This is a genomic window from Burkholderia sp. BCC1977 (assembly GCF_905339595.1).
Lineage (GTDB): Bacteria > Pseudomonadota > Gammaproteobacteria > Burkholderiales > Burkholderiaceae > Burkholderia.
This window is the reverse complement of record NZ_CAJPGQ010000003.1, coordinates 206,180-221,709: the sequence shown is the minus strand read 5'-3', so window position 1 is coordinate 221,709 and position 15,530 is coordinate 206,180. Positions and strand designations below refer to the sequence as shown.

The 15,530-nt window shown below is 67.9% G+C and carries 12 protein-coding genes; 4 read left to right on the top strand and 8 right to left on the bottom strand.

The window, feature by feature from the left end; all coding sequences use genetic code 11:
* Nucleotides 1-124: 124 nt before the first annotated feature.
* From U5771_RS04715 to U5771_RS04695, 5 genes are all read right to left on the bottom strand, one after another.
* Complete coding sequence (locus tag U5771_RS04715) at nucleotides 125-976, bottom strand: carbohydrate ABC transporter permease (RefSeq protein WP_124663995.1); 852 nt, start codon at nucleotides 974-976, stop codon at nucleotides 125-127.
* Nucleotides 977-1,004: 28 nt separating this feature from the next.
* Nucleotides 1,005-1,961 carry a sugar ABC transporter permease gene (locus U5771_RS04710; protein WP_322022895.1) on the bottom strand — a complete coding sequence of 319 codons (957 nt, stop codon included), beginning with the start codon at nucleotides 1,959-1,961 and terminating at the stop codon, nucleotides 1,005-1,007.
* A gap of 54 nt (nucleotides 1,962-2,015) precedes the next feature.
* Complete coding sequence (locus U5771_RS04705) at nucleotides 2,016-3,275, bottom strand: ABC transporter substrate-binding protein (protein ID WP_322022894.1); 1,260 nt, start codon at nucleotides 3,273-3,275, stop codon at nucleotides 2,016-2,018.
* A gap of 63 nt (nucleotides 3,276-3,338) precedes the next feature.
* Nucleotides 3,339-5,330, bottom strand: a complete 1,992-nt coding sequence (locus U5771_RS04700; protein WP_322022893.1) for a beta-galactosidase — start codon at nucleotides 5,328-5,330, stop codon at nucleotides 3,339-3,341.
* An 8-nt stretch (nucleotides 5,331-5,338) separates the two neighbouring features.
* Nucleotides 5,339-6,487: a sn-glycerol-3-phosphate ABC transporter ATP-binding protein UgpC gene (locus U5771_RS04695; RefSeq protein ID WP_322022892.1), complete on the bottom strand. Its 1,149-nt coding sequence runs from the start codon at nucleotides 6,485-6,487 to the stop codon at nucleotides 5,339-5,341.
* Nucleotides 6,488-6,677: 190 nt separating this feature from the next.
* On the opposite strand from U5771_RS04695, the gene U5771_RS04690 reads away from it, so the two are divergent.
* A complete protein-coding gene (locus U5771_RS04690) occupies nucleotides 6,678-7,712 on the top strand; it encodes a LacI family DNA-binding transcriptional regulator (RefSeq protein ID WP_322022891.1) in 1,035 nt (344 codons plus the stop codon).
* 100 nt (nucleotides 7,713-7,812) lie between these two features.
* On the opposite strand, the gene U5771_RS04685 is transcribed toward U5771_RS04690, so the two are convergent.
* Together U5771_RS04685 and U5771_RS04680 are read right to left on the bottom strand one after the other, a co-directional pair.
* Entirely contained in the window at nucleotides 7,813-9,918 is a 2,106-nt protein-coding gene (locus U5771_RS04685; RefSeq protein WP_322022890.1) for a TonB-dependent receptor, read from the bottom strand.
* Nucleotides 9,919-10,373: 455 nt separating this feature from the next.
* Nucleotides 10,374-11,015: a GntR family transcriptional regulator gene (locus U5771_RS04680; protein WP_322022889.1), complete on the bottom strand. Its 642-nt coding sequence runs from the start codon at nucleotides 11,013-11,015 to the stop codon at nucleotides 10,374-10,376.
* Nucleotides 11,016-11,109: 94 nt separating this feature from the next.
* Between U5771_RS04680 and U5771_RS04675 the strand changes: the two genes are divergently transcribed.
* Nucleotides 11,110-11,586: an OsmC family protein gene (locus U5771_RS04675; RefSeq protein WP_322022888.1), complete on the top strand. Its 477-nt coding sequence runs from the start codon at nucleotides 11,110-11,112 to the stop codon at nucleotides 11,584-11,586.
* Between the two features lie 90 nt (nucleotides 11,587-11,676).
* On the opposite strand, the gene U5771_RS04670 is transcribed toward U5771_RS04675, so the two are convergent.
* Complete coding sequence (locus U5771_RS04670) at nucleotides 11,677-12,627, bottom strand: LysR substrate-binding domain-containing protein (RefSeq protein ID WP_322022887.1); 951 nt, start codon at nucleotides 12,625-12,627, stop codon at nucleotides 11,677-11,679.
* 114 nt (nucleotides 12,628-12,741) lie between these two features.
* Between U5771_RS04670 and U5771_RS04665 the strand changes: the two genes are divergently transcribed.
* Both U5771_RS04665 and U5771_RS04660 read left to right on the top strand, forming a co-directional pair.
* Nucleotides 12,742-14,493 (top strand): IlvD/Edd family dehydratase, encoded by a 1,752-nt coding sequence (locus U5771_RS04665; protein ID WP_322022886.1) that lies wholly within the window; start codon nucleotides 12,742-12,744, stop codon nucleotides 14,491-14,493.
* Nucleotides 14,494-14,599: 106 nt separating this feature from the next.
* Entirely contained in the window at nucleotides 14,600-15,529 is a 930-nt protein-coding gene (locus tag U5771_RS04660; RefSeq protein WP_322022885.1) for a dihydrodipicolinate synthase family protein, read from the top strand.
* Nucleotide 15,530: the final 1 nt, after the last annotated feature.

Below are 15,530 nucleotides of genomic sequence, written 5' to 3'. Positions count from 1 at the left end.
AATCTTCGCTTTGGGATGTAAGCGATACCGCATCAAACTCACCGAACAAAAAAGCCCGCCGAAGCGGGCAACCTCTCGAAGAAGAGGGGGAGATCCGAATCCGCGATCGGCGGTCAGGGCGCGTTCAACCTTTCGTCGCCCCGAACGTCAGCCCCGCCACGAAATGCTTCTGCATCGCGAAGAACATCGCGACCGACGGCAGTGCCGCAAGAATCGACCCGGCCGAAACGAGGTTCCAGGACGTGGTCCATTGCCCCTTCAGCGCCGCCACACCCGCCGTAATCGGCGCAGCCTCATCCCCTTGCGTAAGACACAGTGCCCAGAAGTAGTCATTCCACACGAACGTAAACACGAGAATCGCCAGCGCAGCCAACGCCGGCCGAATCAACGGCAACACGATCCGCCAGAACACCGTCCACTCCCCCGCGCCCTCGATCCGCGCCGCCTCGATCAACTCGAACGGCAGCTGCTTGATGAAATTCCGCAGAAACAGCGTACAGAACCCCGTCTGAAACGCGACGTGAAACAGAATCAGCGCTTCGACCGTATTGAACACGCCAAGCCTGAGCGACAAGTCGCGAACGGGAATCATCAACACCTGCACCGGCACGAAGTTCCCCGCGACGAACGTCCCGAACAACGCGGCATTCCCGCGAAACCGATAAGTCGCCAGCGCGAACCCGGCCATCGCCGCCAACGCGATCGACCCAATAACGGAAGGCACCGTGATCTGCACGCTGTTCCAGAAGTAATGCAGCATCGGCGACGTGGTCAGCGCATCGCGATAGTTCTCGATCATCGAGAAGTGTCGCGGCCAGCCCCAGTAGTGACCTTCGACCAGCTCCTCGGTCGAGCGCACCGACGTGACGAACACCGCGATCATCGGCAGCAGCCAGATCACGAGCGCGACGGGCAGCGACAGCTTGTACAGCCGGCGCGATACCGGCTTCCAGTGGGCAACGGGTGTCGGAAACATGATGTGAATGGATCCCCGGAAGGTCAGGTCACTGCTCGTTGCGCAGCATGCGGCGCAACTGGAACACGATGTAGACGAGCATGATCGCGAACAGCACGACCGCGATCGACGCGGAATAGCCGAGCCGGTAATACTTGATCGCCTGGTCGTACATGTAATACGCGAGCACGGTCGAGCTCTCGAACGGGCCGCCGCCGGTCATCACCGAAATCAGGTCGAAGCTGCGCAGCGCGCCGATCACCGTGACGACGATCGCCATGAACGTGGTCGGCCGCAACTGCGGCAGCACGACGTGCCACAGCAGCGCGAAGCCGCGCGCGCCTTCCATCCGCGCCGCCTCGATCTGCTCCGGGTTCACCGACGTGAGGCCGGTGAGGTACAGGATCATGCAGTACGCGGTCTGCGGCCACAGCGCGGCGAACACGATGCCGAAGGTCGCGTAGCGCGCATCGCCGAGCACCGGGATCCCGTGTCCGGCGATCAGCGCGAGCAGCCCGAAGGTCGGATCGTAGAACCACGAGAAGATCAAACCGACGACCACACCCGACAACACGAACGGCGCGAAGAACAGCGACTTCACGAGCCGGATGCCGGCGACCGCCTGATTCAGGTACAGCGCGAGCGCGAGGCCGAGCGGCGGCGCGAGCATGAACAGCGCGAGCCAGATCACGTTGTTGCGCAGCGCGGTGTAGAAGGTCGGCGCGTGCAGCAGCTCGGCGTAGTTCGCGAGACCGACGAACGTGCGCTCGGTCATCCCGTCCCAGTTGCAGAGGCTCAACCACAGCGTCGACAGGATCGGCCAGATCACATAGACGGCAACCATGGCGCACGCTGGCGCGAGAAAGAGCCACGCGGCGCGCTGTTGCCGCCGCACGGCCGGCGACGGGCGGCGTGCGGACGGCGCGGCGGGCGACCCGCGCCCCGGCGGTGCGGCGGCCGGGGCGTCAGGCGTTTCGACGGGTCTGGACGTGATCGGACTGGACACGGCAAGCCTCCTGGGCGGACGCGGCGGCACAGGGCCGCCGCAGGGGTCACGCGGTTACTTCTTGTAGATCCGCTTGCGGGTCTGCTCGAGTTGCGCGAGCACGGTATCGAGCTGCGCGGGATTCGCGAGGAACTGCTGCATCCCCTTCATCCCCTCGTCGGCCATTTCCTTCGTCATGTCGCGGTCGTAGAACTGCGCGACGCCGCCCTTGGTGTCGGCGAGGATCCGGAAGCCGATCCGCGAGATCGGATCGGCCGGCTCCGGCGACTTGCTGTTGGCCGACAGCGAACCGAGCCCTTCCGCGAGCTTCGCGCCCATCTCGGGCGTTTCGACGAACGCGAGGAACGTGTGCGCGTCGGCCTTGTTCTTGGCCTTGGTCGGAATGTGCAGCGATTCGACCGGGCCGTCCTCGGCGGTCGGCACCTTCGGATCGATGATCGGGAAGCGGTAATAGCCCATTTCCTGCTTCACGTTCGGCGGAAAGCCCGCGGCGATGAAGGTGCCCATCAGCATCATCGCGGCCTTGCCCTGGAACAGGAACGGCTGCGCACCGTCGAGATCGTAGGACAGCGCGTTGTCGATGAAGTAGCCCGAGTCGATCAGCGATTTCCACGTCGTATAGACCTTCTTCACGCGCGGGTCGGTGTACGGCACGTCGCCGGCCATCAGCTGCTGGTGGAACGCATTGCCGTTCAGGCGCAGGTCGAGATAGTCGAACCAGCCGGCGAGCGTCCACGCGTCGCGGCCGCCGATCGCGATCGGCGTGATGCCGGCCGCCTTCAGCTTCTTGCATGCATCGAGAAACTGGTCCCAGGTCTTCGGCTCGTCGGCGATGCCGACCTTGCTGAACAGGTCCTTGCGGTAGAACAGCCCCCACGAGTAATAGACGGTCGGCGCCGCATACTGCTTGCCGTTATAGGACGATGCGCTGCGCGTCGACGCGTACATCGCGTCCCAGCCGTTCTTCGTCCAGTCGCCGCTCAGGTCCTCGAACAGCCCGCGTTTCGCGTAGTAGGCCATCCGCTCGCCGGCGTGCCAGTTCACCACGTCGGGCGCGACGGTCGTGAGCCACGCGGGAAGCTGCACCTTGTACGCTTCCTCGTCGACGAAGGTGGGCTTCACGTCGATGTCGGGATGGGCCTTGTGGAACGCGTCGAGCGTCGACTGCCAGACCGCCCGCTGGCTCGCGCCCTTGAACGCGATGTTGATGGTCAGCGTGCCCGCGTCGGCCGGCGCCGCGGCGCCGAACGAAGCGAACGCGATGGCGGCGGCGGTCGCAAGCCGGGCGGCGACGCGAAGGGGGCGATGTGTCATGGGTGTCTCCATTCCTGTGTGTCGTTGTGCGTGACCGGCGCATCGCGGCGCCGGGGGCGGTTGCTACGAACGGCTTCGATACACGGCGACGCCTTGCGGCTCGACCTGCGCGGTGCCGATCACGAACGCGGACGGCGGCACCGCATCGATCGTGTGCGGCGTGCCGCCGTAGTTGAATACGTAGGTCAGGCCGCCGCGCCGGCTCACGCGCACGCCGTCGCCGAGCGGCGACGGTGTCAGGCCGGCTTCGGCCGCGATGTCGGCGAACAGGCGCGCGGTGGTCGCATCGTCGAACAGCGCGGCCCAGTAGTGCAGCGCGCCGTGCGACACGCAGGCCGGATGACCGTCGGCGAAGCGCGCACGCACGACGCTGCGTGCGTCGTCGTGCAGCTCGACGAGGTCGCGCCAGTGACGCGCGTCGCCGGTGAGCGACGCGCCGTCGCGTAGCGTGCCGGCGATCCGCTCGGTCACGTTCGGCCGCAGCGATTCGACGCGCCACACGCGCACCGGCAGGATCGACGCGAGCGGGCCGGGCGGCAGCGTCGGCGGAATCTGCAGGTCCACGGTCTTCGAACCGGTGCGCGGGCCGAACACCGCATGCGCGCCGGATGCGGCGAGCCGTGCCGCGAAGTCGTCGGGCACGACCGGCAACGGCGGCACGACGACGAGCCGGTAGCCGTCGAGCGGCGCGTGCGCGGAAACGATGTCGACGTCGAGGCCGAGCGAGCGCAGCGCCGAGTAGTACTCGAACGCGAAGCGCGGGTAGTGGAAATCGGCGCCTTGCGGCTGCACTTCGAACAGCCACTTCGCTTCATAGTCGAACACGAGCGCGACGGGCGCGCGCACCGCGCCGTTCGCATCGGCATCGGCACCTGCGTCGAGCACGGCGGCGATCTCCTGCGCGACGCGCTGCGCCTCGCGACCGCCATCGTCGAGCCGATCGTCCGGCGTGTGCAGGCCCGCGTGCATCTGCTCCTGCGCGAACGGTGCCTGGCGCCAGCGGAAATACGACACGCAGCCGGCGCCGTGCGCGAACGCTTCCCAGCTCCACAGGCGCACCATGCCCGGCAGCGGCGCGGGGTTCCATTGCGCCCAGTTCACCGGCCCCGGCTGCTGCTCCATGACCCAGAACGGCAGCTTCGACATCCCGCGATAGAGGTCGTGATTGAACGACGCGAAATCCGGATGGCCGGTGCGCAGCCAGCGCGCCTTCACGTCCGAGCCGAACCATTGCTCCTCGAGCGCGCCGAGCGGATAGCTGTCCCACGTCGCGATGTCGAGGTCGCGCGCCACTTCATAGTGATCGAACTCGGTGAAGAGCTGCATGAAGTTGTGCGCGACGGGGCGGCCCGGCGAATGCGCGCGGATCACGTCGACCTGCATCCGGTGATAGCGCGCGACTTCGTCCGACGCGAAGCGCCGGTAGTCGAGGCGGTGCGACGGATGCGCTTCGGTCACGGTGCCGACCGGCGCGTCGACTTCGTCGAAATGCCGGTATTCCATGCTCCAGAACACGGTGCCCCACGCGCGGTTCAGCGCGTCGATCGTGCCGTAGCGCGCCTTCAGCCATTCGCGAAAACGCACGAGCGCGGCGGGCGAGTAGCTGACGACCGTCTGGTGGCAGCCGAGCTCGTTGTCGGTCTGCCAGTAGCGCACGGCCGGATGGCGGCCGTAGCGTTCGGCGACCGCCGTGCAGATGCGGCGCGACGCTTCCAGGTAGGTCGGCGACGAGAAGTCGTAGTGGCGGCGCGAACCGAACTTGCGCGGCCGGCCGTCCGCGCCGATCGCGAGGATGTCGGGGTGACGGTCGACGAGCCATTTCGGCGGCGTCGCGGTCGGCGTGCACATCACGATCTCGAGGCCGGCCGTGCCGAGCACGTCGACCGCGCGGTCGAGCCAGCCCCAGTCGTATTCGCCCGGCGTCGGCTCGATGCGGCTCCAGGCGAATTCGGCGATCCGCACCTGCGCGATGCCGAGTGCCTTCATCCGGCGGGCGTCGTCCGCCCACATCGATTCCGGCCAGTGTTCCGGGTAGTAGCAGACTCCGAGGCGCATGCCGATCCTTATGCGTAGTGGTGGACGTGAACGTCGGCGCGCGCGGGCACCGCGCGGCCGTCTTCGGTGAAGAGGTGGCAGGCCGCAGCCGGCGCATGCGCATGCACGCGCTCGCCGCTGCGCACGGCCGCGTCGCCGGGCACCTTCGCGATCAGCGGCGTGCCGTCGGGCTGGTCGAGGTGCACGTAGGTCTGCTCGCCGAGGCGTTCGACGAGCGCGACGTCGCGCGCGAGCGTCGTCGCGTCGTGCGCGGCGCCGAGCGTCAGGTGTTCGGGGCGGATGCCGAGCGTGACGGCCGCGCCGACCGCGAGCGCGGAACCGTCGCGCGGCACCGTGAAGGTTTCGCCGGACGGCACGACGGTGACGGTCGTGCGCTGCGCGTCGCAGGCGGTGACGACGGCCGGCAGGAAGTTCATCCGCGGCGAGCCGATGAAGCCGGCGACGAAGCGGCTGGCCGGATGGTGATAGAGGTCGAGCGGCGCGCCGACCTGCGCGATGCTGCCGTGCCGCGCGGTGTCGGCACCGGCGTGCAGCAGCACGATCTTGTCGGCGAGCGTCATCGCCTCGGTCTGGTCGTGCGTCACGTAGACGACGCTCGCGCGTTCGAACTGCCGGTGCAGTTTCGCGATCTCGATGCGGGTCTGGCCGCGCAAGGCCGCGTCGAGGTTCGACAGCGGTTCGTCGAACAGGAACACGCCGGGCTCGCGCACGATCGCGCGGCCGATCGCGACACGCTGCCGCTGGCCGCCGGACAGCGCCTTCGGCTTGCGCTCGAGCAGCGTGTCGAGCTGCAGGATCCGCGCGGCGTCGCGCACCTTCCGGTCGATCTCGGCCTTCGGCACGCGCGCGAGCTTCAGGCCGAACGCCATGTTCTCGTAGACCGTCATGTGCGGAAACAGCGCGTAGCTCTGGAACACCATCGCGACGCCGCGTTCGGCGGCCGGCACGTCGTCGACGCGGCGGCCGTCGATCGACAGCTCGCCGTCGCTCAGGTCCTCGAGGCCCGCGATCATCCGCAGCAGGGTCGACTTGCCGCAGCCGGACGGACCGAGGAACACGCAGAACTCGTGCGCGCCGATCTCCAGATCGACGTCGCGAATGACCGGCGCGTGCTCGCCATAGGCTTTCTGCACGCGCCGCATCGAGATGCTCGCCATTGTCTCCGCTCCATGTTCTAATGCGCTTTCGTCGATGCTTAAGCGCTTAATCATCGCGATCAAAAAAAGAGCCGATCGGGATCGCGGCCGAGTCGCGCCCGTCGTTCGGGCGGCAGGGTGTGCGGCGATAGTGCGCCGCTTCGGTGAGCGAAGCAAATACTGGATCGGCATCTCATATAGTGGGTAAAACATGGCGACACTCGATGAAGTGGCCCGCCGCGCCGGCGTGACGGCCGCGACGGTCTCGAACGTGCTGCGCAATCGCGGCCGGGTCGGCGAAGCCACCCGCGCGCGGGTGCTCGACGCCGTGCAGGCGCTCGGCTACCGGCCGCATCTGGCCGCGCGGGCGCTGGCGGAAGGGCGCGCGCCGACGGTCGCGCTGATGGTGTCGAGCATCGCGAACCCGTTCTATCCGGAGTTCGCGCTCGCGGTCGAACGCGCGGTACGGCGCAACGGGCAATTCCTGATCGTCTGCAATACGAACGAAGATCCGTTGCAGGGGCGCGCGTATCTCGACCAGATCGCCGGCACGATATCCGAGGGGATTCTCGTGACCAACGCGAATCTGCACCTGCCGGATCTGGTCGATGTCGCGCGGCGCGGCGTGCCGGTCGTGCTGTGTCTGTGGGAGCGGCCCGATGCGCCGCCCGCAGGGTTGCCGTGCGTCGCGGTGGATTTCCGCGAGGCGGGGCGGATCGCGACGCGGCATCTGGTCGAACTCGGGCACAAGTCGATTGGCGTGATCGTCGGCGGGTCGACGACCGGCGTGCAGGCGCCGCGCTACGACGGCTTCGTCGACGTGATGCGCGAAGCGGGGCTCGACGCGTCGATCGTCGCGGCCGAGCCCGATTCGATCGAAGGCGGCGTGCGTGCGGCGGGCCGGCTGCTCGACGCGTATCCCGGGCTGACCGCGCTGGTTGCAACCAACGACCTGCCGGCGATCGGCGCGCTGCACGCGGCAGCCGATCGCGGCCGGCGCGTGCCCGACGACCTGTCGATCGTCGGCATTACCGACATTCATCTGGCGAGCGATACGCGTCCGACGTTGACCACCGTCGCGATCCCGACTGCCGAGGCGGCCGGGCTCGCGGTCGAACTGCTCAACGCGTTGCGCGAGGCGGGCGGTCAGGTCGACGATGCGTCGCGGGTGCGCACGGCGCCGGTGCCGCGGCTGGTGGTGCGCGGGACGACCGGCGCGGCGCCGGGGCAGCGCACGATGGCGTAGCGACGGTCGACCCACACATCCCCTTCACTTTTCGGGTGACGAATGAAATGCCCGGTGCGTTGCCGGCGTCGCTGCTTGCGCGCGCCGCGCGGAGGGTGTGCTAGAACGAGTAGGCGAGCGACGCGAACATGCTGCGCGGCGCGCCCGGCGTGACCCACAGACTGTTGTACGAGCTGACGTAGTACGTGCGGTTGAACAGGTTGTTCAGCACGACCGACGCGCGCAACTGCTTGTTGATCTGCACGTAGCCGTTGAGCTGCACGGTCGCGTAAGCCGGCAGGTCGAAACCGTCCTGCGTGTTCGCGGTGTTGCCCGCGCGGCGGCCGACGTAGATCACGCCCGCGCCCGCGCCGGCCTTGTCGACGAGCGGCAGCGCGGTTTCGTACATCAGCAGCGCGCTGCCGCTCAGCCGCGGAATGTCGACGAGCCGTGCGCCCGCCGTCAGCACGCTGTCGTGCGTGACCTGTGCATCGACGTATGCGAGGTTGACGATGCCGCGCAAGCCGTGGCCGAGTTCGCCGTTCCATTCGAATTCGACGCCGCGGCTGCGCACTTCGCCGGCCGCCCGCGAGAATCCGGCATTCGCCGGATCGGCGGTCAGCACGTTGCGCTTGTTCACGTAGAACGCGGCGACGGTCGCGAGCCAGCGCGTGTCGGCCCATTTCACGCCGGCTTCGTAGCCGTGCGCCTTCTCCGGATCGAACGCGCGGCCGTTCGCGTCGGCGCCGTTGTTCGGCCGGAACGAATACGCGGTGTTCGCATACAGCGACAGCGCGGGGCTGGCTTCGTACACGATGCCGAGCCGCGGGCTCATTGCGGTTTGCAACTGGCTCGTCGTCACGCCCTTCAGGCGATTCTCGACCGACTGATGGAAGCGGTCCCAGCGCAGCCCGGCGAGCACTTTCCAGTGCGGCCCGAACGCCAGCGTGTCCTGCGCGTAAAGGCCCTGGCCGTCGTCGCGTTCGAGCAGGTTCGTCGCGGTGCGCGGCACGGGCGCCGGCTGACCGTAGACCGGATCGAAGATGTCGATCGCATACGGCGCGGCGGCCGTCGGCGTCGAGCGCGCGACGAACTGGTCGTAGTTGAAGCGATACGCATCGACGCCCATCACGAACGTATGGCCGATGCCGGCGGTGCGGGCCTTGCCGGCCACCTCGACGCGCCCTTGCACCTCGTTCGAGTGAAACGCGACCTGCCGGTAGCGGCGCCATAGCGTGCGCCCGTCCGGTTGCAGCGCGAACGCTTCGGACGAGCGGCCGGACAGGTCGGTGTCGCGCTGCGCGAAGCCGGCGTTGACCGACCAGTCGGCATTGAAGCGATGCTCGAGCGTGAACTGGTGGCCCGTGTTGCGCACGTCGTAGTCGCCGTCGCGCGGCTCGCCCATGAACCTCGACGCCGGCACCGCGCCGAGCTGCCCGTTGACCGCGACCACGCCGCGATCGAGCGGCGCGCGCTGGCGTGCGGCCTCGAATTCGTAGTGGAGCGTCGTGTCTGCGCCGATATCCCACGTGAACGACGGCGCGAACAGGTAGCGCTTGCTCGACACCGTGTCGCGGAAGCTGCCGTTGTCCTCGTTCATCGCGACGAAGCGGTATGCGAGCGACTTCGTGACGGGGCCAGTCGAATCGAGCGTTTCGCGCAACGCGCCGTAGCTGCCGGCCGACACGCCGATCGTGTTCGCACGCGCGAACTGCGGCTGTTTTGTCGTATAGCTGATGAGCCCGCCGGGATCGCCGCGGCCGTACAGCGCGGAGGCGGGCCCCTTGAGGACTTCCATGCGTTCGAGCGTGGCGGTGTCGCGCGGCACGCTGATTCCGCGATTCCACGAGAAGCCGTTGACGAGGTAATCGGTGCCGGACGTGTTGCCGTCGCCGGCAAAGCCGCGCACCGCGTAGTTGTCCCACAGCCCGCCGAAGTTGTTCTGCCGGGAGACGCCTGCTACCCAGTCGTACAGGTCTTCGCCGCGTGTGGCGGCCACGGTCCGAATCAGTTTCGCATCGACGCTGCTGACCGCGAACGGAATCTCCATCACGTCGGTCTCGGTGCGCGTCGCGCTCGTCGATTCGGGCGCGCGAAACGGCGCCGTCGTGCGCTGCCCCGAGATTTCGATCGCGGGCAGCGACAGTTCCTGAGCCTCGGCCGCGCTCAGCCCGGCCGTGCCGACGACGATGGCCATCGGTGCGGCCGCCCAGTTTTTCCTGCTCATACCCCGTCCTTCAGAGATTGGTCCGCGTTCGGGCACCGCGGGCCGTCTTGCGCCGGCATCCGTGTTCCAAACAGTACATTTGCGCGGCGAAATCTAATGCAAATGAGATTTATTTGCAATCGTAAGTTGACCTTGTTGCGTTCGGGGCAAAGGTCAGCGGGGAGAACGGGGGCGCCGGGCTATGTCCGGAGGGCCTGCGGGGTGATTTTTCGATTGCCGGGTGTGACGCGGCAATCACTGTTCGAACCGTGCAGGTCCTGGCTGGCGCGCGACGTCAGGAAACGATCAGCCCTTATCGGACAAGCCTCTGCGTGCCGCGGCCGCCAGACGATGCATGGGAAGTACGAATACCCGGTCGACAGGGGGGCGATCGCGTCGCGAGCCGCGTGAAGGCGGCCGGGCACGCACAAGACCGTGTCCGACCGTCGGCCGGCCACCCCCGCCTTCACCTGCGTTCACCCGCCTTCGACGAGCCGCAAGACGATGCGTCGCGCCGAATCGAGATGCGCGACGGTCATCGCGCGGGCACCGCGCGCATTGCGTTCGCGGCACGCCTGGAGGATCTCTTCGTGCTCGACCTGGAACGACGGCGTATCGGCGAGCAACGTCGCCTGCAGCCGCTCGTACCGCTCGACCTGGCTGCGCAGTTCCGCGATCGCCTTCAACTGCCGCGCGTTGCCGCAGCACGAATACAGCAGCGCATGGAATTCGCGATTCAGTTCGCCTTGCCGGCGCGACACGCTCGATTCGCCGAGCAGCCGGTGCACGAGTTCGGCGCGCGCGAGGGTTTCGTCGTCGAGCCGCTTCACGCTGCGGTAGATCGCGTCGCCTTCGAGCAGCGCGCGCATGTCGTAGATTTCCCGCACGTCGGATGCGCTCAGCATCCGCACGACCGCGCCGCGATTGCGGAAGATATCCAGCAGCCCTTCGCGTTCCAGACGCTGGATCGCCTCGCGCATCGGAATCCGGCTGATGCCGAAGCGCTCGGCGAGGTCGCGCTCGACGAGCCGCTCGCCTGCCTGCAACTCGCCGTTGATGATCATTTCCCGCAGCGATGTGGCTATTGCGTCCGCCGTGGAATCGAGTCTGGCTTCCATGCCGTTGGGCTCCTCATTTTGGAATAATGGTATACCAAATGGCATTCCGATGCCACAATGACGGCCTCACGTTCCGATATCGAAGGAGAGCGAGATGGCGCATGGCGAACACAAGTACCGCGTGGCAGTGGAGTGGACCGGCAACCGCGGAACCGGCACGTCGGGGTATCGCGAATACGGCCGCGATCACGTGATCCGCGCCGGTTCGAAGCCGGACATTCCGGGCTCGTCGGACGCGGCGTTTCGCGGCGACGCGGCGCGCTGGAATCCGGAGGACCTGCTGCTGGCGTCGGCATCGGCGTGCCACAAGCTCTGGTATCTGCATCTGTGTTCCGATGCGGGTATCCGCGTGCTCGCGTATGTCGACGACGCCGAAGGAACGATGCTCGACAGCCCCGAGCCGGGGCGCTTCACCGAAATCGTGCTGCATCCGCGCGTGACGATCCGCGCGGGCGACGATCGCGAGCTGGCCGAGCGGCTGCATCATGACGCGCATGCGAAGTGCTATGTGGCGAACTCGGTGAATTTCCCGATCCGGTGCGAGCCGGTGATCGAGTTCGCCGACGCGTGATGCATGCCGCGGGCGCCCGGAACCGCACGGCGGGCGGCGCCCCGGGCCAACCCACGATCGCGGTCGTCCGCACGGACGCCGCCCCCCGCCTCACAGCACGACCCCGTAAACCTCCCTTGCCGCCGCACGAATCGCATCCGCCATCACCTCGACAGCCGGCGAAGGCAGCCGGTCGGTGCGCGTGATGATCCCGAAATCGTCCATCCGGCAATCCATCTCCAGCGGCAGCACCGACACGATCCCGTGGCGCGCGTAGTACAGCGCGACGTCCTCCGCGAGCACCGCGATCATGTCGCTCTGCTCGATCAACTGCGTGATGAACAGCAGCGCGGCCGTCTCGACCACGTTCGCGGGCGGCGCGAGGCTCGCGCGCTGGAACACGAGTTCGAAGCGATGACGCAGCACGCTGCCGGCCGGCGGCATGACCCACGCGGCGCGCTGCACGTCGGCGAGCGACAGCGGCGCCTGTGCGAGCAGCGGATGGCCGGGCCGCACGACCGCGGCGACCGGCTCGCCGGTCAGCGGCTCGTAGCGCAGGTGCAGCTTGTCGTGTTCGGCGGACAGCCGGCCGAGCACGATATCGAGCTTGTCCTGCGCGAGGTGCTCGAGCAGCGCGTTGCTCGTGTCGATCTCGACGGACACCCGCACGTTCGCATGCGTGCCCTTCACCGCGGCGACGGCCGGCGGCACGAGCCGCAGCCCCGGCGACGTGATCGCGCCCACCGCCACATGCCCGAGCTGGCCGGCCTTCAGCGCGGCCAGCTCCTCGCGTGCCTGGTCGAGGCTGCCGAGCGCCGCGCGCGCGTGGCGGATCAGCGCGTCGCCGTACAGCGTCGGCCGCATGCCGCGCGGCAGCCGCTCGAACAGCACCGCGCCGATCGATTCCTCGAGCTCGCGCAGCAGCTTCGACGCGGCCGGCTGCGTCATGTTCAGCGCGGCCGCCGCGCGGTGAATGCTGCCTTCGTCGGCAAGCGCGACGACCAGCAGGAGCTGGCGGGTCTTCAGGCGGCTGCGGTTTCCCCACGGGCTGGCTTCGGGCATCGTACGGGTTTATATCGATATCGGAATCGATATCGTAATCGCCTAAAACGTCATTAGCGAGTTATCAAAATTCTGCCTAGACTGCGCCGGTATCCCGTCACCACAGGACTGACGATGTCGGCAACGAAACCCAGGCTGCGCTCCACCCAATGGTTCGGCACGAACGACAAGAACGGCTTCATGTACCGGAGCTGGATGAAGAACCAGGGCATCCCCGATCACGAGTTCGACGGCCGGCCGATCATCGGCATCTGCAACACGTGGTCCGAACTCACGCCGTGCAACGCGCACTTCCGCAAGCTCGCCGAGCACGTGAAGCGCGGGATCTCCGAAGCCGGCGGGTTCCCGGTCGAGTTCCCGGTGTTCTCGAACGGCGAATCGAACCTGCGGCCGTCGGCGATGCTCACGCGCAACCTCGCGTCGATGGACGTCGAGGAAGCGATCCGCGGCAACCCGATCGACGCGGTCGTGCTGCTCGCCGGCTGCGACAAGACGACCCCCGCGCTGCTGATGGGCGCGGCGAGCTGCGACGTGCCGGCGATCGTCGTGTCGGGCGGGCCGATGCTGAACGGCAAGCTCGAAGGCAGGAACATCGGCTCGGGCACGGCCGTCTGGCAACTGCACGAAGCGCTGAAGGCCGGCGAGATCGACCTGCATCACTTCCTGTCGGCCGAAGCCGGCATGTCGCGCTCGGCAGGCACCTGCAACACGATGGGCACCGCGTCGACGATGGCGTGCATGGCCGAGGCGCTCGGCGTCGCGCTGCCGCACAACGCGGCGATTCCGGCGGTCGATTCGCGCCGCTACGTGCTCGCGCACATGTCCGGCATCCGCATCGTCGAGATGGCGCTCGACGGGCTCGTGCTGTCGAAGATCCTGACGCGCGCCGCGTTCGAGAACGCGATCCGCGCGAACGCGGCGATCGGCGGCTCGACCAATGCGGTGATCCACCTGAAGGCGATCGCGGGCCGCATCGGCGTACCGCTCGAACTCGAGGACTGGATGCGCGTCGGCCGCGACACGCCGACGATCGTCGACCTGATGCCGTCCGGGCGCTTCCTGATGGAGGAGTTCTATTACGCGGGCGGCCTGCCGGCCGTGCTGCGCCGGCTCGGCGAAGGCGGGCTGCTGCCGCACCCGGACGCGCTGACGGTGAACGGCAAGTCGCTGTGGGACAACGTGCGCGAAGCGCCGAACTACGACGACGAGGTGATCCGCCCGCTCGACCGGCCGCTGATCGCGGACGGCGGGATCTGCATCCTGCGCGGCAATCTGGCGCCGCGCGGCGCGGTGCTGAAGCCGTCGGCGGCGAGCCCCGAGCTGCTGAAGCATCGCGGCCGCGCGGTGGTGTTCGAGAACCTCGATCACTACAAGGCGACGATCGGCGACGAAGCGCTCGACGTCGATGCCAGCTCGGTGCTGGTGCTGAAGAACTGCGGGCCGCGCGGTTATCCGGGGATGGCCGAGGTCGGCAACATGGGGTTGCCGCCGAAGCTGCTGCGCCAGGGCGTGAAGGACATGGTGCGAATCTCGGACGCGCGGATGAGCGGCACCGCGTACGGCACGGTCGTGCTGCACGTCGCGCCGGAAGCGGCCGCGGGCGGGCCGCTGGCCGCCGTGCGCAACGGCGACTGGATCGAGCTCGACTGCGAGGCCGGCACGCTGCATCTGGACATTCCGGATGACGAACTGCAGCGCCGCCTGTCGGACGTCGATCCGACCGCGGCGCCGGGCGTGGCCGGGCAGCTCGGCAAGGGCGGCTATGCGCGGCTGTATATCGATCACGTGCTGCAGGCGGACGAGGGGTGCGATCTCGACTTCCTGGTCGGCACGCGCGGCGCGGACGTGCCGAGCCATTCGCATTGAGCGGCAGGCAGGCGTGGCGCGGGCAACGGCCCGCGCCACGCGAAGTGGTGATGTGAAACCGTGAACGCTTGAGGGCCTCGCCTCGAGGCCGATGCAGGACCCGACCATGACATCGAGCAGCACGCCGCGTTATCGCGGCATCTTCCCCGTCGTCCCGACGACGTTTTCCGAGACCGGCGAGCTCGACCTCGCGAGCCAGAAGCGCGCGGTCGACTTCATGATCGACGCGGGCTCGAACGGGCTGTGCATCCTCGCGAACTTCTCCGAGCAGTTCGCGATCACCGACGACGAACGCGACGTGCTCACGCGCACGATCCTCGAACACGTCGCCGGCCGCGTGCCGGTGATCGTCACGACGTCGCACTACGGCACGCAGGTATGCGCGGCGCGCAGCCTGCGTGCGCAGCAGCTCGGCGCGGCGATGGTGATGGCGATGCCGCCGTATCACGGCGCGACGTTCCGCGTGCCCGAAGCACGGATCTTCGATTTCTATGCGCGCGTGTCGGATGCGATCGACATCCCGATCATGATCCAGGATGCGCCCGCGAGCGGCACCGTGCTGTCCGCGCCGTTCCTCGCGCGAATGGCGCGCGAGATCGAGCAGGTCGCGTACTTCAAGATCGAGACGCCGGGTGCGGCGAACAAGCTGCGCGAGCTGATCCGGCTTGGCGGCGACGCGATCGAAGGGCCGTGGGACGGCGAGGAGGCGATCACGCTGCTCGCCGACCTGCATGCCGGCGCGACCGGCGCGATGACGGGCGGCGGCTTTCCGGACGGCATCCGGCCGATCCTCGAAGCGTTCCGCGCAGGGCGGCACGACGACGCGTTCGCGCGCTATCAGACCTGGCTGCCGCTGATCAATCACGAGAACCGCCAGTCCGGGATCCTCACCGCGAAGGCGCTGATGCGCGAAGGCGGCGTGATCGCGTGCGAGCGGCCGCGGCATCCGATGCCGGAACTGCATCCGGACACGCGCGCGGAGCTGATCGCGATCGCGCGCCGGCTCGATCCGCTCGTGCTGCGCTGGGCGCGCTGAG